Origin of the sequence: Streptomyces sp. NPDC005811 (assembly GCF_040630405.1) — a bacterium.
Classification (GTDB): Bacteria; Actinomycetota; Actinomycetes; order Streptomycetales; family Streptomycetaceae; genus Streptomyces.
Window position 1 is genome coordinate 116,273 of the sequence record NZ_JBEXXK010000019.1, and the last position, 18,649, is coordinate 134,921.

The 18,649-nt window shown below is 71.8% G+C and carries 15 protein-coding genes and 2 pseudogenes; 7 read left to right on the forward strand and 10 right to left on the reverse strand.

What is annotated here, in order from left to right:
• Positions 1-124: 124 nt before the first annotated feature.
• Both ABZ490_RS21760 and hemL read right to left on the reverse strand, forming a co-directional pair.
• Positions 125-835, reverse strand: a complete 711-nt coding sequence (locus ABZ490_RS21760) for a histidine phosphatase family protein (protein WP_358992393.1) — start codon at positions 833-835, stop codon at positions 125-127.
• Positions 832-2,151 (reverse strand): glutamate-1-semialdehyde 2,1-aminomutase, encoded by a 1,320-nt coding sequence (gene hemL / locus ABZ490_RS21765; protein ID WP_358992395.1) that lies wholly within the window; start codon positions 2,149-2,151, stop codon positions 832-834. Before hemL ends, ABZ490_RS21760 begins: the two co-directional genes overlap by 4 nt.
• A gap of 339 nt (positions 2,152-2,490) precedes the next feature.
• Between hemL and ABZ490_RS21770 the strand changes: the two genes are divergently transcribed.
• A complete protein-coding gene (locus tag ABZ490_RS21770; protein ID WP_358992397.1) occupies positions 2,491-3,117 on the forward strand; it encodes a hypothetical protein in 627 nt (208 codons plus the stop codon).
• Between the two features lie 101 nt (positions 3,118-3,218).
• Here ABZ490_RS21770 and ABZ490_RS21775 read toward each other — a convergent pair whose 3' ends face one another.
• Positions 3,219-3,893: a TetR family transcriptional regulator gene (locus ABZ490_RS21775; protein ID WP_358992398.1), complete on the reverse strand. Its 675-nt coding sequence runs from the start codon at positions 3,891-3,893 to the stop codon at positions 3,219-3,221.
• A gap of 111 nt (positions 3,894-4,004) precedes the next feature.
• Here ABZ490_RS21775 and ABZ490_RS21780 point away from each other — a divergent pair, with 111 nt between their 5' ends.
• Complete coding sequence (locus ABZ490_RS21780; protein WP_358992400.1) at positions 4,005-4,841, forward strand: oxidoreductase; 837 nt, start codon at positions 4,005-4,007, stop codon at positions 4,839-4,841.
• Between the two features lie 29 nt (positions 4,842-4,870).
• Here ABZ490_RS21780 and ABZ490_RS21785 read toward each other — a convergent pair whose 3' ends face one another.
• A complete protein-coding gene (locus ABZ490_RS21785; protein ID WP_358992402.1) occupies positions 4,871-5,446 on the reverse strand; it encodes a CAP domain-containing protein in 576 nt (191 codons plus the stop codon).
• Positions 5,447-6,226: 780 nt separating this feature from the next.
• Between ABZ490_RS21785 and ABZ490_RS21790 the strand changes: the two are divergent.
• Together ABZ490_RS21790 and ABZ490_RS21795 are read left to right on the forward strand one after the other, a co-directional pair.
• Positions 6,227-6,544: pseudogene (locus tag ABZ490_RS21790) on the forward strand (cellulose binding domain-containing protein); the annotation flags it as partial.
• A 171-nt stretch (positions 6,545-6,715) separates the two neighbouring features.
• Positions 6,716-7,486, forward strand: a pseudogene (locus ABZ490_RS21795) (hypothetical protein); the annotation flags it as partial.
• On the opposite strand, the gene ABZ490_RS21800 reads toward ABZ490_RS21795, so the two are convergent.
• Positions 7,483-8,373 (reverse strand): LysR substrate-binding domain-containing protein, encoded by an 891-nt coding sequence (locus ABZ490_RS21800; RefSeq protein ID WP_358992404.1) that lies wholly within the window; start codon positions 8,371-8,373, stop codon positions 7,483-7,485. The pseudogene ABZ490_RS21795 and the gene ABZ490_RS21800 sit on opposite strands and share 4 nt — an antisense overlap.
• Before the next feature lie 146 nt (positions 8,374-8,519).
• On the opposite strand from ABZ490_RS21800, the gene ABZ490_RS21805 reads away from it, so the two are divergent.
• Positions 8,520-8,885 carry a DoxX family protein gene (locus ABZ490_RS21805; protein ID WP_358992523.1) on the forward strand — a complete coding sequence of 122 codons (366 nt, stop codon included), beginning with the start codon at positions 8,520-8,522 and terminating at the stop codon, positions 8,883-8,885.
• 21 nt (positions 8,886-8,906) lie between these two features.
• On the opposite strand, the gene gdhA is transcribed toward ABZ490_RS21805, so the two are convergent.
• Positions 8,907-10,271, reverse strand: a complete 1,365-nt coding sequence (gdhA, locus tag ABZ490_RS21810) for an NADP-specific glutamate dehydrogenase (protein WP_358992406.1) — start codon at positions 10,269-10,271, stop codon at positions 8,907-8,909.
• Positions 10,272-10,459: 188 nt separating this feature from the next.
• Positions 10,460-11,071: a TetR/AcrR family transcriptional regulator gene (locus ABZ490_RS21815; RefSeq protein ID WP_358992525.1), complete on the reverse strand. Its 612-nt coding sequence runs from the start codon at positions 11,069-11,071 to the stop codon at positions 10,460-10,462.
• 237 nt (positions 11,072-11,308) lie between these two features.
• On the opposite strand from ABZ490_RS21815, the gene ABZ490_RS21820 reads away from it, so the two are divergent.
• Together ABZ490_RS21820 and ABZ490_RS21825 are read left to right on the forward strand one after the other, a co-directional pair.
• Positions 11,309-12,820, forward strand: a complete 1,512-nt coding sequence (locus ABZ490_RS21820) for an MFS transporter (RefSeq protein ID WP_358992408.1) — start codon at positions 11,309-11,311, stop codon at positions 12,818-12,820.
• Between the two features lie 78 nt (positions 12,821-12,898).
• On the forward strand, positions 12,899-13,696 hold the full coding sequence (locus ABZ490_RS21825) for an SAM-dependent methyltransferase (RefSeq protein WP_358992410.1): 798 nt from the start codon (positions 12,899-12,901) through the stop codon (positions 13,694-13,696).
• Between the two features lie 251 nt (positions 13,697-13,947).
• Here the strand turns inward: ABZ490_RS21825 and argG are convergent, their stop codons facing one another.
• From argG to ABZ490_RS21840, 3 genes are all read right to left on the reverse strand, one after another.
• Complete coding sequence (gene argG, locus ABZ490_RS21830) at positions 13,948-15,396, reverse strand: argininosuccinate synthase (protein ID WP_358992412.1); 1,449 nt, start codon at positions 15,394-15,396, stop codon at positions 13,948-13,950.
• A 90-nt stretch (positions 15,397-15,486) separates the two neighbouring features.
• The gene (locus tag ABZ490_RS21835) at positions 15,487-17,898 is read right to left on the reverse strand and encodes a SpoIIE family protein phosphatase (protein ID WP_358992414.1); all 2,412 of its coding nucleotides are present in this window, start codon (positions 17,896-17,898) and stop codon (positions 15,487-15,489) included.
• A gap of 85 nt (positions 17,899-17,983) precedes the next feature.
• Positions 17,984-18,607, reverse strand: coding sequence for a sigma-70 family RNA polymerase sigma factor (locus ABZ490_RS21840; protein ID WP_358992527.1), 624 nt, complete (start codon positions 18,605-18,607; stop codon positions 17,984-17,986).
• Positions 18,608-18,649 lie beyond the last annotated feature (42 nt).

Sequence of the window (18,649 nt, forward strand, 5' to 3'; positions counted from 1 at the left end):
TCTGGTGGTCACCCATTCAGAGGACACGACGAACGAGCGGGTTCCGCTCATACGTCCGGATTCGGTAACAGCCCACGCTCAGGAAGCACCCAGATGGGGCCGGAATGCGTCGCGCGGGGCGGTGCTATGCGCCGAAGGCCTTGCCCTGCCCCGGCGCCGCCCCCTTCACCGGCTTGGCACCGGCCCGCAGATGGGCCGGTACGAGGTCGATGGCGGGCTCGCTGTAGCCGACCGAGACGATCCGGTCACCCCGGTAGGTGAAGGTCGTCAGCGAGGCGAGCGTGCACTGCCGCTTGCGCGGGTCGTGCCACAGCCGGCGCCGCTCGACGTAGGACCGCACGATCCAGATCGGCAGCTGATGACTGACCAGCACCGCCTCATGGCCGCGCGCCGCGTCCTTGGCGGCGTCCAGCGCGCCCTTCATCCGGACGACCTGGTCGACGTACGGCTCGCCCCAGGACGGCTTGAACGGGTTGACGAGGTGCTTCCAGTTGTCCGGCTTCTTCAGCGCGCCGTCACCGACGCCGAAGGTCTTGCCCTGGAAGACGTTGTCCGCCTCGATGAGCCGCCCGTCGGTGGCGAGGTCGAGCCCGTGCGCCTTGGCGATGGGGGTCGCCGTCTCCTGCGCCCGCTCCAGCGGCGAGGCGACGACGTACGTCACATCGCGGGAGGCGAGGTGCTCGGCGACCCGGTCGGCCATCTGCCGGCCGAGCTCGGAGAGGTGGTAGCCGGCCAGCCGGCCGTAGAGGATCCCGTCCGGGTTGTCGACCTCGCCGTGCCGCATCAGGTGGACGACGGTCAGGTCGCCGTTGTTCCGGTTCTGCTCGGTGCTCATGCCGCTGTGGCCTCCGCAGCCGCTCGGGCCGCCGCCGGGAGGGCGTCGGCGATCCGCTGGATGGCCCGGTCGTCGTGGGCCGTGGAAACGAACCAGGACTCGAAGGACGAGGGCGGCAGATAGACGCCGTTCGCCAGCAGCGAGTGGAAGAAGGCGGTGAACCGGAAGGACTCCTGCGCCTTGGCGTCCTCGTAGGTGCGCACCGGCCGGTCGGTGAAGAACACCGAGAACATGTTGGAGGCGCTCTGCAGCGTGTGCGCGACGCCCTCCTTGGTGAGCGCCTCGGAGACGAGCGCCTGGATCCGCTCGGAGGCGGCGTCGACCTTCGCGTACGCCGCGTCGTCGAGGAGGCGGAGCTGGGCGAGGCCGGCGGCGGTGGCGACCGGGTTCCCGGAGAGGGTGCCGGCCTGGTAGACGGGCCCGGCGGGCGCGAGGTGCGCCATCACGTCGGCGCGCCCCCCGAAGGCGGCGGCGGGGAACCCCCCGCCCATCACCTTGCCGAAGGTCATGAGATCGGGCTTGACCCCGTCGATGCCGTACCACCCGGCGCGGCTGGTGCGGAACCCGGTCATCACCTCGTCGGAGATGAAGAGCGCGCCGTTGGCCCGGCAGGCGTCCTTGAGCCCCTGGTTGAAGCCGGGCAGCGGCGGGACGACGCCCATGTTGCCCGGGGAGGCCTCGGTGATCACACAGGCGATCTCACCGGGGTGCCGGTGGAAGGCCTCCTGCACGGCCTCCAGGTCGTTGTACGGCAGCACGATGGTGTCGCCGGCCTGGGCGCCGGTCACCCCCGGGGTGTCCGGGAGGGCGAAGGTGGCGACCCCGGACCCGGCCGCGGCGAGCAGCGAGTCGACGTGCCCGTGGTAGCAGCCGGCGAACTTGATCACCTTGGTCCGCCGGGTGAACCCGCGGGCGAGGCGGATCGCGGACATGGTGGCCTCGGTGCCGCTGCTGACGAGCCGCACCTGCTCCAGGGGCTCGATCCGCGCGACCATCTCCTCACCGAGGGCGACCTCACCCTCACCGGGCGTACCGAAGGAGGTACCGCGCGAGACGGCCTCCCGCACGGCGGCGATCACCTCGGGGTGGGAGTGCCCGAGGATCATGGGGCCCCAGGAGCAGACCAGGTCGACGTACTCCCGGCCGTCGGCGTCGGTCAGATACGGACCATGGCCGGACACCATGAAGCGGGGCGTTCCGCCCACGGCGCGGAAGGCGCGGACCGGCGAGTTCACACCGCCCGGGGTGACGGCGGCCGCTCGGTCGAACAGCGCCTGCGAGACGGGCGCATCGTATGAATAGGGCAGTTCGCTCATGACCTGCGGCTTCTCCGACCTTCTCCGACTTGCTGGACTCCGGTTGCCAGTGACTCCCCAGGGTAGGCCAGCGGGTGTGCGGGGCCGCGGGGCGGGAAGGCACAGCCCCCCTCCCCCACCGGCCGTCATCTGAGAAACTGAGACGGACTGAGCCTGATATGAGACGGACTGAGGCTGATAGACGTAGCTCATCATGACCGTGTGTCGAGGGCTGCGAAGATCCTGCGGACAGGTGTTTCAACGCACGTTTCGGCGGGCGGCCGTGGGGGAGGTCACTGACACGATGATCGGGTTGCGCGGCCGGGGCCACGCGTCCTAGAAAAGCAGTCGGGTGGAGATATGCATCGCGGTGGCGGACTGGGCGAGGGGACTGACGACCTGGGTCCTCGGCGTGCCCGGCGGGGAAGGCACCGGCGCGACCTGGAGGAAGCGGGCGAGGGACGCGACGAGGCACGTCAGGGCCAGGGCATGAACCCGGGCAAGGACGAAGATGTGGCGAATGGAGCCGGGAGCAGGAATGGTGGTCGGGTGGGGGTGACGTACAAGTACTTCGGCGCGCCGGACGGCGCGACGGCGGCCCGTGTCCCGATCTCGATGCGCCCCGAGGAGCTCGGCGGCGACGAGCTCGGCATGAACGGCATGTTCACCAAGATCAAGCCGGAGACGATGGCCGCGATGGTCCTCACGGGCATCGAGGGCGTCCCCCTGCACAAGGTCCCCCCGCTGGAGCTGGTCGTCCTGCACCCCGACTACGCGGTCGTGAAGCTCCCCATGACGGTCGTCGACCCGCTCCGCGACATCGGCGAGGAGGCGGTGGGCGCGGCCGCCTTCATCTGGTCCACGGTCCCGGACCGCGGCGGCCCTCGGGACGCGTTCAACGTCTACCAGCTGCTGCACGAGTGGCAGGACTTCTCCCACCGCCTGCACGAGGCGGGGCATCAGCCTTACTGCCTGGTGTGGCCCTGACCTTTTTCGCCGCGGTACGCGGAGAGCGCCTCGACGCCTCCGCGTCCGCACGCACGAAGGCGTGACGTCATCCGTACGCCGCACGGCATCGCTGTCAGGGGTCAGTGCCCGGCGCGCGCGAGCTGGCCGGTGAGGAAGACGGCGAGTGACTGTCCGAAGGCCTCGGTGAAGTCCAGGCGCAGGGCCGCCAGGGTGGGGTCGGTGTCGTAGGCGGCCTGTACGGCGGGGGCGGGGTGGGCGTGCACCCATAGGGCGCCGATGAGCACGGTGGTGGTGTACGCGGCCTGGGCGGCGGCGTCCTCGCCCAGCTCGGGGAGCAGGCGGCGGATCAGGTCGGCGAAGCCGGTGAGGCTGTCCAGAGCGGCGTGCTTGTAGCGCAGGGCGACCTCGGTGGAGATGTTGTGCTCCAGCACCGCGGCCTGGGCGCTGATCAGGTCGCACAGCACCCGGTGATCGGCGAGGGACGCGGCCAGGGCGTCGGCGAGGCTCTCGGCGCGCTCCCGCGGACCGGCTCCGGCGTCGATCCGGGCGGGCAGGTGCGCGGTGATTTCGGCGAGCCATGCGCGGGCCGAGAGGTCGAGGAGGTCGAGCAGGACCGCCTCGCGGGACTCGAAGTACCGCAGCACATTGGACTTGGCCAGGCCGACGCGGCGGCTCAGCTCGTTGAGGCTGATGGCCGTGGCCGGCATCTCGTCCAGCATGGCGGCCGCGGTGTCCAGGATCACCTGGCGCCGGACCTCTCGCTGTTCCTGGCTGCGTGCGCGCTGGAAAGTCATGGCGCCATATTACGCACCATCGGTCTCTTGACATCAGACCCTCGGTCTCTTACGTTCGAAGTGCAAGAGACCGCAGGTCTTTAATCACGACACCCAGTGAGGTCCTCGATCATGTCCAGCAAGGTTGCCCTGGTCACCGGCGCCTCGTCCGGTATCGGCGAAGCCATCGCCCGCCGACTCAAAGAGGCCGGATACACCGTCTACGGCGCCGCCCGCCGAGTGGACCGCATGGCCGGCCTGGCCGACTTCGGCGTCCACGTGCTGCCCCTCGACATCACGGACGACACCTCGGTCAAGGCGGCGGTCGAGCGCGTCATCGGCGCCGAAGGCCGCATCGACGTCCTGGTCAACAACGCCGGTTACGGCTCCTACGGCGCCCTCGAGGACGTCCCCCTGGACGAGGCCCGCGCCCAGATCGAGGTCAACGTCTTCGGCCTGGCCCGCCTCACCCAGCTCGTCGTACCGCACATGCGCGCCCAGCAGCGCGGGACCATCGTCAACATCAGCTCGATGGGCGGGAAGTTCACCACCCCGCTGGGCGCCTGGTACCACGCCAGCAAGTACGCCGTGGAGGCCCTCAGCGACGCCCTGCGCATGGAGACCCGGCCCTTCGGTATCCACGTGAGCGTCGTCGAGCCCGGCTCCATACGGACCGAGTGGGGAGGCATCGCCGCCGACAAGCTCCGCCGGACCTCGGGCCACGGCCCCTACGGGGAGCAGGCCGAAGCGATGGCCAGGTCCCTGGAGAACAGCTCCCGGCCCGGCGCCCGCATGACGTCGCCGCCTTCGGTCATCGCCAGGACCGTCACCAGGGCCGCCACCGCCCGCCGCCCGAAGACCCGCTACCGGGCGGGCTTCGGAGCCAAGCCCCTGGTCTTCCTCAGCAAGGCCCTCTCCGACCGGGCGTTCGACGCACTGATCAAGCGTGCCTCGGGCGTTCCGGCATGACGTCATTGCACATGCACACGTACGTCGTTTTACGCCGCCGAGCCGAAGTCCTGGGTCCAGTAGTTGCCCGGCTGTGCCAGTCCGACGCCGATTTCCTTGAAGCCGCAGTTGAGGATGTTGGCCTTGTGGCCGGGGCTGTTCATCCAGCCGTCCATGACGCTCTCGGGAGTGCCGTACCCGGCGGCGACGTTCTCGCCCGCCGAGCTGAACGTGTATCCGACGCGGGAGAGCCGGTCGCTCATGGAGGAGCCGTCGGATCCGGTGTGCGACATGTTCTGATGGTCGGCCATGTCCTGACTGTGGTCCTGGGCGGCCTTGGTGAGCTTGGCGTTCTCGGTCAGGGGCGAGCAACCCGCCTTGTCCCGTTCGGCGTTGACCAGGGAAAGTACGCGAGCGGTGGCACCGGAGTCCGGGTAGGCGGCGGAACTCGTGGCCTTCGGCGCGGGCGTGGCCGAGGCCGGCTCCTCGGACGGGGTGGCGGCCGGCGTGACGGTCGGCTCGGCGGTCGCCGACGGGGACGCGCTCGCCGTGGCGCCGGAGGGGGTGGCGCTCGGGGTGCCCGCCGGAGTGGCCGTGGCGGAGGCGCGCGTGGCGGACGGTGTCACGGATATGACCGGCGACGGCGAGGAGGTCGTCCCGGCCGCCGGACGCGACGTACCCCACCCCCACCACGGGAACGAGACGGCACGCCAGCCTCCCGACATTCCGCCGCCACTGGCCATGGCGACCGAGGGAATACCCACGGCGGCGACGGCGACCACGGATATCGCGGTTGTCCTGCGGCGTTTCGGTTTCTGGCGGTGCTTGGTCATACCCGGCCTCATTCAGTGGTCCGATATTCGGCAGCAAATCCTTTTGCCTCTCCCCGGAACGGGCCCGGCCCCGGCGAGCCCGGCCATTATGGGGATCACCGAGCGGGCCCGGCAACGAACGTGTGCGCGACCGCCGGGCACCTCCTCCGGAGCGCGAGGGCGTACGGATCCAGCCGCCCCCACGCCCTGCCGGGGGCCCGAGACCCAGCCGTGACCAGGCGGAAAGCGTTCTCCCCCGACCGCGATCACCGGCAAGGACATTCAGCCGAATTGGCGCCGAAAACGGCTGATGCGCGAAAGGGGGCCAATTGTCACGATCACCAATCGGCCAATCGACGCCACCGCGAACAATTCAGGCGTGAGGCACATCACGCCGAGTGGAGTTTGCGACGTCGCGGCAACCTCACGGCGGCCGACGGCGACTCAGCGGCAGTTCCCTTTCACCGCACTTCCCAGGAGTCACCCATGGGTTCGCGATCCGCCGGCAGCCGTCGTCTGCGCAGACGCTTCCTGAGACCTGTCCCCGTCGCCGTCGCCGGTCTCCTGGTGGCCGGGGGTGTCGCCGCGGTGCCGATGCTGGCGAGCGGAGCGTCCTCCGCGTGCGGCGTGACGTACAAGGTCACCTCGCAGTGGGGCGACGGCTTCGAGGGAACGGTCGCCGTCACCAACAACCGGAGCGTGCCGCTCAGCAGTTGGAAGATCGCGTTCACCTTCGGCGCGGGCCAGAAGGTCGCACGGGGCTGGAACGGGGTGTGGAAGCAGTCCGGGAGGAAGGTGACCGTCACCGACACCGCCTCGAACGGCACCCTGGCCGCGGGCCGTTCGGTGAGCACCGGCTTCCTGGCGTCGTGGTCGGGGAGCAACCCGGCGCCCACGTCGTTCAAGCTGAACGGGAAGAAGTGCGACACCGTCGGCACGGTGTCCCCCGGCGCCTCCACCGATGTGACGCCGACGTTCAGCGAGTCCACGAGCCCCGCGGCGACGCCGACGACGGCCCCTTCGAAGACGCCGACGAGCACCACACCCACCGCCTCCGCGTCCCCCACCGCCTCCACCACCCCGCAGGCCGCCGCCGACGACGCGTGGAACCCGCCCGCCGCCCTGGCGAAGCCGCTGGACGAGGTCTGGAACCACGTCGAGACGACGTACTCCGACCTGTACGGCTTCAAGAACTACGGCTGGGACCAGCTCATCGCCTCCCGCGGCACCCTCCGCTACTGCGTCCGCTGGGACTCCGACACCCCGGTGACCGCCACCACCCGCGACCGGATCCACAGCGCCCTCCAGACGCAGTTCAACCGGTGGACGCACGCGATGGCCGAGGACGGCAAGGGCTACCAGGCCTGGCCGTACCCCGAGGTGAAGGTCGACGTCGTCGGCTGGGCGGTCAAGAACCGGTCCACCCTGCAGTGGTCCGACGACTCCGTGAAGGTCTACGCCGGTGTGCTCGACGACTCGGGCGCTCCCCAGTGCTCGCCCGACTGCGGGCGCTTCTTCCACCAGGACGGCGACTACTCCCGGTGCCCCGGCAAGGAGGCCGAGCACTACGACGAGTCGCTGTGGCTCACCAAGGGCTTCGAGGGCGGCGCCGGCGGTGACTGGGGCCAGCGTGTCGGCCAGGAGTACTTCGTGGGCGCCCTGGGCCAGGAGGACATGCACATCTACCTGCACGAGGTCGGCCACACCTTCGGCCTGGACGACTTCTACGACTGGACGCCGACCGGTGTCCGGAACTTCATCATGAACGCCGGCAGCGCCACCGAGATCACCCCGTTCGACCAGTGGATGCTGCGGGACTTCTGGCGCCATGTGAAGAACCGCTACGGCTTCTAGGAGCCGTTCGGCCGGTGGGCGTACGCGGCTGTCGCGGTCTCGGCGAAGGACCGGATCAACGGGTTGGTGTCCCCTGCGTTCCACACCGCGACCACGCGGCTCGGCGCCATGTCGGCCAGCGGGACCACGGCCAGCTCCGCCGGCAGGTCGTGTCCCAGCGGGGCCAGGCCGACCGTGCCGTTCCACAGCACGGCCTGAAGGCACTCCTGGACGGCCCGCACCACCGGTCCCTCGCGCGGCCTGCCGCCGTTCCAGTACGACTGCCAGAGGGGGTCGGTCCCGTGCGGGAACCGGAACCAGCGGCGCTCGCCCAGGTCGTCCAGCCGCAGCCGGTCGCGGCGGGCCAGCGGATCGTCGGCGCGCAGGACCACCCCGACCGGATCGGCCCTCAGCTCACGCACCGTCAGGGCGGTCTCGTCGAACGGCGCCCGGGTCAGGGCGATGTCGACCAGCCCGGCGCGCAGCCCGCACGTCGGATCGGTCAGATCCGTGTCGCGGACGCGGATGTCGACACCGGGGTGGCGCCGGCGGTAGGCGGCGGCCAGCCTGGTGACTCCCGGGTCGGTGCCGTCCCCCAGGATGCCGACGGTGAGGGTCGCGACGCCTGCCGCCGCGCTCACGCGTACCCGGACGCGGTCGGCGTGGTCGAGCAGGGCCCGCGCCTCGTCGAGCAGCACCGCGCCCACCGGGGTGAGCGTCACGCCGGCGGGCGAGCGGTGGAACAGCAGGGCCCCGGCCTCGGCCTCCAGCCGCTTGATCGCCCGGCTCAGCGGCGGCTGGCTCATGTGCAGTCGGGTGGCGGCCCGGCCGAAGTGGAGTTCCTCGGCGACCGCCACGAAGTAGCGCAAGGTCCGCAGCTCCACGCGGCAACGATACCCAGGGGGCATCGGCGCCGCGGGACGGGTCTTGGACACCGGCGGGGCACGGGCGGTGCACTCGTGGCATGACCGCCCTGACTGCCCTGACTGCCCCGCTTGCCCTCTCCGGCCTGACCAGCCCGTCCGGTCCGTCCGGTCTGTCCGGCCAGATCGCCATGAACACCGTCTACTGGATCGTCGCGGGGCTCCTCGCCGTCTTCTATCTCTACGCGGGCGCCCTGAAGGTGGTCCGCGACCGCGACCGGCTGCGCCCGATGATGGCCTGGGTCGACCGCGTGCCGTTGCCCGTCGTGAGGGCGCTGGGGACGGTCGAGACGCTCGGCGCCGCCGGACTGCTCCTGCCGCCGCTGACCGGCGTCGCTCCCTGGCTGGCGCCGGCCGCCGCCCTCGGTTTCGTCCTCCTTCAGATCGGTGCCCTCGCCGTCCATCTGACCGGCGAGGACCGCCGGATCACACTCAATGTCGCGCTCCTCGCCGCGGCGGCCGTGACCCTGGCCGTCTGGCCGGCCACCGGGTGGTGACCCGGGGAGGCGGCACGGGTCTCAGATCACCCCGAGGTCCAGCATGGTGTCGGCCACCTTGAGGAAGCCCGCGATGTTGGCGCCGACGACGTAGTTGCCGGGGGTGCCGTACTCCTCGGCGGTCGTACGGCAGGTGGTGTGGATGGTGGCCATGATGGCGGCGAGGCGGCGGTCGGTGTCCTCGAAGGTCCAGGAGTCGCGGCCGGCGTTCTGCGCCATCTCCAGGGCCGAGGTGGCGACCCCGCCGGCGTTGACCGCCTTGCCCGGGCCGAAGGCCACGCCCGCCTCCTGGAAGAGCCGTACGGCGCCGGGGGTGGTGGGCATGTTGGCGCCCTCGGCGACGGCCACGACCCCGCCGGCGAGCAGGGTGCGGGCCGCGGTCTCGTCGAGTTCGTTCTGCGTGGCGCAGGGCAGCGCGACCGTGCACGGCACGTCCCAGACGGAACCGCCCTCGATGTAGCGGGCCCGGGGCACGGCCTCGGCGTACTCCTTGATCCGGGCCCGGCGGACCTCCTTGATGTCCTTGATCACGTCGAGGTCGAGGCCCTCCTCGTCCACCACGTAACCGCCGGAGTCGGACAGGGCGACGACCTTCGCGCCGAGCTCGTGCGCCTTGCGGGCCGCGTAGATCGCGACGTTGCCGGAGCCGGAGACGACGACCCGCCTCCCGTCGAGGTCCTGGCCGCGGGCGGCGAGCATCTCGGAGACGAAGTAGACGGTGCCGTACCCCGTGGCCTCGGTGCGGACGTGGGAGCCGCCCCAGTTCAGGCCCTTGCCGGTGAGCACCCCGGACTCGTAGCGGTTGGTGATGCGCTTGTACTGGCCGAAGAGATAGCCGATCTCGCGCGTGCCGACCCCGATGTCACCGGCGGGCACGTCGGTGTGCTCGCCGAGGTGGCGGTGGAGCTCGGTCATGAACGACTGGCAGAACCGCATGATCTCGCCGTCGGAGCGGCCCTTGGGGTCGAAGTCGGCGCCGCCCTTGCCGCCGCCGATGGGCAGACCGGTCAGGGCGTTCTTGAAGATCTGCTCGAAGCCGAGGAACTTCACGATCCCGAGGTTCACGGACGGGTGGAAGCGCAGACCGCCCTTGTACGGGCCGAGGGCGCTGTTGAACTCCACCCGGAAGCCCCGGTTGACCTGGATCCGGCCCTCGTCGTCCACCCACGGCACACGGAAGACGAGCTGGCGCTCCGGCTCGCACAGCCGCTCCAGGATCCGGTGGCGGGTGTACTCGGGCCGGCGGGCGAGGACCGGTTCCAGGGACTCCAGCACCTCGCGTACGGCCTGGTGGAACTCGGACTGGGCGGGATCCCGCGCCAGGACGGCGGCATGGACCCCTGCGGTCAGGCGCAGGTCCTCGGCCGGTGCGTGCTGGACGGTCATGGGCGTACCTCCTTGTACGGCGTTGCACGGGGATGTACGGCGGAGCGCACGGCGGGTACTCAGCGAACCGTCGGACCACCACCGACGACGAGCGTCCCGCTCCCGGGCCGACAGCCGCGGCACGGACTCCGCAGGAGCTCACCGTTTTCCTCCGGATGGGCGGTACGACGCCGCCCGGAGTGCCCCGGCTACGGCGACTCCGCCGACGTTCCGCGGCGGGCCAGGAGTCCGCTGACCACGAGGTCCGCCAAGGTCTCGGCCGTGGCCAGGAGTTGCTGCGGGGAGGCGGGTTCCGGGCGGCCCAGGCGGCGGGCGAGGGGGACCTCGACCATTCCGGAGACGGGCGGGACGACGGCGAAGAAGAGGACGTCCAGCGGGACGGGCGCCATCCGGCCGGCGGCGACGAGCCGTTCGATGCTCGGGGTCAGGGTGCGCAGGGTCGGCGCGATGTACCGCTCGTACAGGTGGTCCAGCCGCTCGGTGTCGCGGGCGAGTTCCTCCACGAAGATCCGGCCGACCAGCGGGGTGTCCACCGCGCTCCGGTAGAAGCCGGTGATGATCTGCCGTAGCTGCTCCGCGTCGTCGGCCTCGGGGTCCGCCGCGGGCATCAGGGCCAGCTGGGCGCCGAGGGCGCGGTCGACGACCGCCCGCCAGAACGCGGCCTTGGAGCCGTAGCGGTCGTTGATGAAGTTGTGGCTGACGCCGAGGCGGCGGGCCAGCTCGCGGGCGGAGGCGTGGTCGTAGCCGAGTTCGGCGAAGGCCTCCAGGCCGCGCTGGAGGATGCTCTCCTCCTCGGGCACCGCCGGCGTGTCCGTGCCGGGGCGCCCCGGCCTCCGCACCGATGCGGCTCGTGCTCCCACCGTTCGCCCTCCTCACCGCCGGGCCCGGCGTGCCCGGGCTTCACCCCCCACATTACTTGACACCTGTCAGACGGAGGCTAATCTGACAGTCGTCAGAGCAATCTGACACCCGTCAGAAAATCAGCAGGAAATCAGCAGGAAGTCCTCAGGAACTCCTCCTCACGCCGGAGCCCCGCCATGTCCCGAACCTCCGCCGACGTCCCCGTCGGCCCCGCCACCGTGTCCCGGCTCCCGTCGGCCGACGCCCCGCACCCGCACCGCTGGTGGATCCTCGCCGTCATCGGCCTGGCCCAGCTGATGGTCGTGCTGGACGGCACGATCGTGAACATCGCCCTTCCCTCCGCCCAGCGGGACCTCGGGTTCTCGGACGGGGACCGGCAGTGGGTGGTCACCGCCTACGCGCTCGCCTTCGGCAGCCTGCTCCTGCTCGGCGGCCGTATCGCCGACCTCTTCGGCCGCAAGACGACCTTCCTGGTCGGCCTGGTCGGCTTCGCGGGCGCCTCCGCCCTCGGCGGGGCCGCCAACGGCTTCGAGATGCTCATCGTCGCCCGCGCCGTCCAGGGCCTGTTCGGCGCGCTGCTCGCCCCGGCCGCCCTGTCCCTGCTCACCACGACCTTCACCGACGCCAGGGAACGCGCGAAGGCCTTCGGCGTGTACGGCGCCATCGCCGGCGCGGGCGGCGCCGTGGGCCTGCTGCTCGGCGGCCTGCTGACCGAGCACCTCGACTGGCGCTGGACCCTGTACGTCAACCTCGTCTTCGCCGCCGTCGCCTTCGCCGGCGGGGCCCTGCTGCTCCAGCGCGCCAGCCGCGACCGGTCCGCCACCATCGACGTGCCGGGCGCCCTGCTCGTCTCCAGCGGACTGTTCTGCCTGGTCTACGGCTTCTCCAACGCCGAGACCCACGACTGGGGCTCCCCGGCGACCTGGGGGTTCCTGGTCGCGGGCGGGATCCTGCTCGCCGCGTTCACCTGGTGGCAGACCCGCTCCGCGCACCCCCTGCTGCCGCTGCGCGTCCTGCTCGACCGCAACCGCGGCGCGTCCTTCGTCTCGGTGCTGATCATCGGCGCCGGCATGTTCGGCGTCTTCCTCTTCCTCACCTACTACCTTCAGCAGAGCCTCGGCTACACCCCCGTCGAGACCGGGCTGGCCTTCCTGCCCATGGTCGGCGGCCTCATGATCGCCTCCACACTCGCCTCGACCCTGCTGATCCCCCGCGTCGGCCCCAAGCCGGTCGTGCCGCTGGGCATGGGCCTGGCCGCCGCGGCCATGGTCTGGCTGACCGGCCTCGACCTCGCGAGCGGCTACGCCACCGACATCCTGCCGCCGCTCGTCCTCGCGGGCCTGGGCTTCGGCCTGATCATGGCCCCGGCGATGGCCCTGGCCACGGACGGGGTGCGCGCCGAGGACGCCGGTGTCGCCTCCGCCGCCGTCAACACCATGCAGCAGGTCGGCGGTTCGCTCGGCACGGCCCTGCTCAACACCCTCTCCACCAGCGCCGCCGCGGACTACCTCGCCGGCCGCGACCCCAGGGATCCCACCGTCCTCGCCCACGCCGGCCTGGAGGCCTACTCCACCGCCTACGGGTGGTCGGCCGCCTTCTTCGCCGCCGGCGCGCTGATCAGCGTCCTCCTCTACCGCCGGGGAGCCCCGGCCCACGACCCGGACGCGGCGCCCGCGGTCCACATGTGAGCGCCGGGACCCACAACACCCGTGCCAAAATGATGATCTGACAGTCACTCACCATGGTTTCGGACGGAGCCAGGCAGCATGACCTCTCCCAAGATCGACACGAGCAAGCCCCACCCGGCCCGGATGTACGACTACTTCCTCGGCGGGAAGGACAACTACGAGGTCGACCAGGAGGCCGCGGAGCAGTTCATCAAGGCGGCCCCCGAGGTGCGGGCGGCCGTGCGGGCCAACCGGAGCTTCATGCAGCGCGCCGTGCGGCACGTGGTCGAGGAGGGCGGCATCCGGCAGATCCTCGACATCGGCACCGGCCTGCCGACCGAGCCCAACGTGCACCAGATCGCGCGCGCCGTGGCCCCGGAGACCCGGATCGCCTACGTCGACAACGACCCGATCGTCGGCGCCCACTCCCGGAGCCTGCTGGACGACGACGACGAGAACACCTCCGTCGTCCTCGGCGACCTGCGCGACCCCCTGGCCGTCCTCGACCACCCCGACGTCCGCAAGGTGATCGACCTCGACCGGCCCGTGGCGCTGATGCTGGTGGCGATCCTGCACTTCGTCACGGAGGCGGAGGACCCGGACGCGATCCTGGCGACCCTGCTCGACGCGCTGCCGACGGGCTCGTACCTGATCCTCTCCCACGCCACGGTCGACGTCTTCGACGAGGGCGGCCGCACGGACGCGGTGAAGATCTACAACAGCGCCACCGCCAGCATGAACCCCCGCAGGCACGCCCGGGTCCTGGAGTTCTTCCGCGACTGGACGCTGCTGGAGCCGGGCCTGGTCCTGGTCCCGGACTGGCGCCCCACCGAGCCGGTCGACCCCGCCCTGCCCCCCATCGGCTTCTACGGCGGCGTGGCGCGCAAGGACGCCTGAGGCCGGGCAGCGCACGGCCCGGCGCTTCGGCCGGGAGACGCACGAGCCGCGCCAGGTGGCCCTGTCCGTCGCCATGACGGAGGGCCGGGGCGCCGATCGCCGCTGGTCCGGCGTGGTGACGTACGTCGAGGGCGGCGAGCAGGTCACGACCACCAAAGGATCAGGCCGGACTCCGCCCGGGGTGAACGGCGAAGGGCCGGCCGGGTGCGTGACGCACCCGGCCGGCCCTTCTTCCGTCTGACCGCGGCGGATCAGTCCGTGCCGGATTCCATGGCCGCGCGGTCCAGGAGGGCGTCCTCCTCGGAGACCTCGCCGCGGGACGCGATCGCCTCGGCGCCGCCCTCGGGGAGGGTGCCGATCAGACCGGTCGCGGCGGCCTGGGCGGCGCCGAGCGCCGGGGTGGCCGTGCTGCCGAGCAGCCCGAGGCCGACGTACTGCTCCAGCTTGGCGCGGGAGTCGGCGATGTCGAGGTTGCGCATGGTGAGCTGGCCGATCCGGTCCACCGGGCCGAACGCGGAGTCCTCGGTGCGCTCCATGGACAGCTTGTCCGGGTGGTAGCTGAAGGCCGGGCCGGTGGTGTCGAGGATCGAGTAGTCCTCGCCGCGCCGCAGCCGCAGGGTGACCTCGCCGGTGACGGCGGCGCCGACCCAGCGCTGGAGCGACTCACGGACCATCAGCGCCTGCGGGTCCAGCCAGCGGCCCTCGTACATCAGCCGGCCGAGACGACGGCCCTCGTTGTGGTACTGGGCGACGGTGTCCTCGTTGTGGATCGCGTTGACCAGCCGCTCGTACGCGGCGTGCAGCAGGGCCATGCCGGGCGCCTCGTAGATGCCGCGGCTCTTGGCCTCGATGATCCGGTTCTCGATCTGGTCGGACATGCCGAGGCCGTGCCGGCCGCCGATGGCGTTGGCCTCCATCACCAGGTCGACCGCGGAGGCGAACTCCTTGCCGTTGATGGTGACCGGGCGGCCCTGGTCGAAGCCGACCGTGACGTCCTCGGGGGCGATCTCGACCGACGGGTCCCAGAACCGGACGCCCATGATGGGGTCGACGGTCTCGATCCCCGTGTCCAGGTGCTCCAGCGTCTTCGCCTCGTGGGTGGCGCCCCAGATGTTGGCGTCGGTGGAGTACGCCTTCTCGGTGCTGTCCCGGTAGGGCAGTCCGTGGGCGAGCAGCCACTCGGACATCTCCTTGCGGCCGCCGAGCTCCGTCACGAAGTCGGCGTCCAGCCACGGCTTGTAGATCCGCAGGTGCGGGTTGGCGAGCAAACCGTAGCGGTAGAACCGCTCGATGTCGTTGCCCTTGAAGGTCGAGCCGTCGCCCCAGATCTGGACGTCGTCCTCGAGCATGGCGCGCACCAGGAGGGTGCCGGTGACCGCGCGGCCGAGCGGGGTGGTGTTGAAGTACGCCCGCCCGCCGGAGCGGATGTGGAACGCGCCGCAGGCGAGCGCCGCCAGGCCCTCCTCGACCAGCGCGGCACGGCAGTCGACCAGACGCGCGATCTCGGCGCCGTAGGTGTGCGCGCGGCCGGGCACCGAGGCGATGTCGGGCTCGTCGTACTGGCCGATGTCGGCGGTGTAGGTGCAGGGGACGGCGCCCTTGTCGCGCATCCACGCGACGGCGACCGACGTGTCGAGTCCGCCGGAGAAGGCGATGCCGACGCGCTCGCCGACCGGAAGGGAGGTGAGGACCTTGGACATAGGAAGAGTATGCATGATGACGCATGACCATGCAAAGTCGCCCGGGCGGCTGTGAGGGGGGTCACAGTCGGCCGGTCGTCCCGCGCGGCGTCACCGATCGATGTTCTGCTCCGCCCAGATCGTCTTGCCGCCCCGCGTGCCCGGGCGGGTGCCCCAGCGTTCGGTGAGCTGGGCGACCAGCAGCAGGCCCCGGCCGCCCTCGTCGTAGGTGCGGGCCCGCCGCATGTGCGGGGCGGTGCCGCTGGCGTCGGAGACCTCGCAGATCAGGGCCCGGTCATGGATCAGACGGAGCTGGACCGGCGGTTCGGCGTGCCGGATGGCGTTGGTGACCAGCTCGCTGACGATCAGCTCGGTGACGAAGGCCGCGTCGGTCAGCCCCCACGCCTCCAGTCGCGCGATCACGTTCTTGCGGGTCTCGGCGACGGCGGCCGGGTCCGGCTCCACGTCCCAGATCGCGACCCGGGAGGCGTCGAGACCCCGGGTCCGGGCGACGAGCAGCGCCACGTCGTCGGCGGGCCGCTGCGGGAGCATCCCACCGAGGACCGTGTCGCACAGGACGTCCAGCGAGGCGGCGGGCCGGGCGAGGCTCCGGCACAGCCGGGAGACACCGTCGTCGTCACCGCCGTCGCCGTCGCCGGAGCGGCGGGTGCGGGAGTCGAGCAGCCCGTCGGTGTAGAGGGCGAGCACGCTGCCCTCGGGCAGGTCGAACTCGACCGACTCGAAGGGGAGCCCGCCCAGCCCCAGCGGCGGCCCGGCGGGCAGGTCGAGCAGTTCCACCCCGCCGTCCGGGCTGACCAGCGCGGGCGGCGGATGCCCGGCCCGGGCGAGCGCGCACCGCCGGGACACGGGGTCGTAGACGGCGTAGAGGCAGGTCGCGCCCACGTCCCCGGCGGTCTCCCCGTGCTCGGCGGCCTCCGCCTCGGTGGCCAGCCGGGCCACCAGGTCGTCGAGGTGGGTCAGGAGTTCGTCCGGCGGCAGATCGATGTCGGCGAGGGTCCGTACGGCCGTCCGCAGCCGCCCCATGGTCGCCGAGGCGTGGATGCCGTGGCCCACCACGTCCCCCACGACCAGGGCCACCCGCGCCCCGGACAGCGGGATCACGTCGAACCAGTCGCCGCCCACCCCGGCCCGGGCGCCGGCCGGCAGATAGCGGGAGGCGACCTCCACCGCCGACTGCTCGGGCAGCCGCTGCGGCAGCAGACTGCGCTGGAGGGTGACCGCCGTGCCCCGGGCGCGGGTGTAGCGCCGGGCGTTGTCGATGCAGACCGCCGCCCGGGCGGCCAGCTCCTCGGCGAGCACCAGGTCGTCCTCCTCGAAGGGGTCGGGACGCCGGTGCCGGGCGAGGACGACCACCCCGAGGGTCGCGCCCCGCGCCGACAGCGGCACGGCCATCACGGAGTGGAAGCCGAAGTCGCGGATCCGGGCGATGCGCAGCGGATCGTCGGCGACCCAGGCGGGCAGCGCGGCCGGGAACACCCGGCGGTACAGGCCCCGGCCCGAGCGCAGACTCTCCACCGGCGGCGAGCCCTCCGGGTATTCGTCCACCTCGCCCGGCGCGAGGACCGCCTCGGGGACGCCCGGCAGCACGGACTGGTGGGCGACCCGCCGCAGCGCCAGCGACACCCCGTCACCGGCTCCGGCGCCCTCCCCGCCGGCGCCTTCGCCGCCCTCCTCGAAGGAGGTCAGCAGATCCACGCTGAGGAAGTCGGCGAGGTCCGGCACGGCCACGTCCGCCAGCTCCTGCGCCGTCCGCGTCACATCGAGGGTGCTGCCGATCCGCGAGCTGGCCGCGGCGATCAGCTGGAGACGCTTGCGGGCCCAGTACTGCTCGGTCACGTCGTGCCCGGTGGCCGCCACCCCGAGCACCCGGCCGTCGTCCGGGTCCTCCACCCGGTAGAGCTGGACCGCCCAGGCGTGCTCACGGGACTCGCCGGGCGCACGGGCGTGGTTCTCGACGTACTGCGGCTCGCCCGTCTCCAGGGCGAGCCGCATCCGCCGCTCCACCTGCTCCGACGCCTCGGTCGGGATCACGTCCGTCATCCGCAGCCCGCGCAGCTCCTCCTCGGCGAGGCCGAGGGCCCGTTGCGCGGCCCGGCTGGAGCGGCGGTAGCGCAGGTCGGTGTCGTACACCGAGGTGGCACAGGACGGGGACTGCATCAGGCCCCGCCGCATCAGGGCGTCGTCGCCGGGCCGCGGGGTCCCGGCCACGGCGGAGACCAGCAGCCAGTCGCGGCTGCCGTCCTCCGCCGTACGGTGATGCGCCAGGACCCTGACCGCCAGGCGGCGTCCCGACCGGTGCCGGAGAGCGAGCGTGCCGTGCCACCGGGGCGGCCCGGCCGCCGGGGGGAACTCGGGAGGAACCGGCCGCTCGGCCAGCAGCAGCACCGCCGGCCGGCCCACGATCTCCTCCGCCGGGTAACCGAGAAGCCGCTCGGCCCCGTCGTTCCACCCGGTCACGGTGCCGCGTTCGTCGAGGGTGACCCGCGCGCTGAGTGCCTCCATGGCCGCTCATCTCGCTCTCCTGCGTGACGCGCTTCCTGGCTTACATGTCGCACTATTGGTCACTATTACCCATTCGTACCACCGTTCAGGCGGCCACGGGTGTGCGCTCCTCCGCCTCGTCCAGCAGGTCGGCCAGTGAGGCGCGCGCCCGGGCCACCCGGGAGCGGACCGTGCCCACCGGGCAGTCGCTGACCTCGGCCGCCTCCGCGTACGGCAGTCCGAGCAGCTGGGTGAGGACGAACGCCTCCCGCCGCTCGTCCGGCAGCGCGGCCAGCAGGTCGAGCAGCACGATCCCGTCGTCGAACCCGGGCAGCCCGCGCGGCTGGGCCGACTCCACGGCGAGCTGCCAGTCGGCTACGTCGGCCGGGCGCGGCCGGGCGGCGGCGTACCGGTAGCTGTCGGTCACCGCGCGGCGGGCGATGGACAGCAGCCAGGAGCGCGCCGAGGAACGGCCCTCGAACCGGTGCAGACTGCCGAGCGCCCGCAGGAAGGTGTCCTGGGCGAGGTCGTCCACAGCCTGGGGATCGCCGCACAGGTGGGCGACGTACCGCAGGACGTCCCGGTGCAGCGCGCGCACGAACCGCTCGACGGCGGCCGGGTCGCCACCGCGCGCGGCGAGCGCCCACGCGGTGATCGAGTCGTCACGGGAGGACTCGGGACGGGACGGGGAGACAGGGGAGACAGAGGAGACAGGGGAGACAGAGGTGATCACCTGCGGGTGTCCTTCTCGGTCGTCCGGACGCCGGGACCT

Excerpts from the sequence above, each read along its gene's own strand:
- ABZ490_RS21760 (WP_358992393.1), bottom strand. The coding sequence starts at position 835 with ATGAGCACCGAGCAGAACCGGAACAACGGCGACCTGACCGTCGTCCAC.
- hemL (WP_358992395.1), bottom strand. The coding sequence starts at position 2,151 with ATGAGCGAACTGCCCTATTCATACGATGCGCCCGTCTCGCAGGCGCTG.
- ABZ490_RS21770 (WP_358992397.1), top strand. The coding sequence starts at position 2,491 with ATGCATCGCGGTGGCGGACTGGGCGAGGGGACTGACGACCTGGGTCCT.
- ABZ490_RS21775 (WP_358992398.1), bottom strand. The coding sequence starts at position 3,893 with ATGACTTTCCAGCGCGCACGCAGCCAGGAACAGCGAGAGGTCCGGCGC.
- ABZ490_RS21780 (WP_358992400.1), top strand. The coding sequence starts at position 4,005 with ATGTCCAGCAAGGTTGCCCTGGTCACCGGCGCCTCGTCCGGTATCGGC.
- ABZ490_RS21800 (WP_358992404.1), bottom strand. The coding sequence starts at position 8,373 with ATGCCCCCTGGGTATCGTTGCCGCGTGGAGCTGCGGACCTTGCGCTAC.
- ABZ490_RS21805 (WP_358992523.1), top strand. The coding sequence starts at position 8,520 with ATGAACACCGTCTACTGGATCGTCGCGGGGCTCCTCGCCGTCTTCTAT.
- gdhA (WP_358992406.1), bottom strand. The coding sequence starts at position 10,271 with ATGACCGTCCAGCACGCACCGGCCGAGGACCTGCGCCTGACCGCAGGG.
- ABZ490_RS21820 (WP_358992408.1), top strand. The coding sequence starts at position 11,309 with ATGTCCCGAACCTCCGCCGACGTCCCCGTCGGCCCCGCCACCGTGTCC.
- ABZ490_RS21825 (WP_358992410.1), top strand. The coding sequence starts at position 12,899 with ATGACCTCTCCCAAGATCGACACGAGCAAGCCCCACCCGGCCCGGATG.
- argG (WP_358992412.1), bottom strand. The coding sequence starts at position 15,396 with ATGTCCAAGGTCCTCACCTCCCTTCCGGTCGGCGAGCGCGTCGGCATC.
- ABZ490_RS21835 (WP_358992414.1), bottom strand. The coding sequence starts at position 17,898 with ATGGAGGCACTCAGCGCGCGGGTCACCCTCGACGAACGCGGCACCGTG.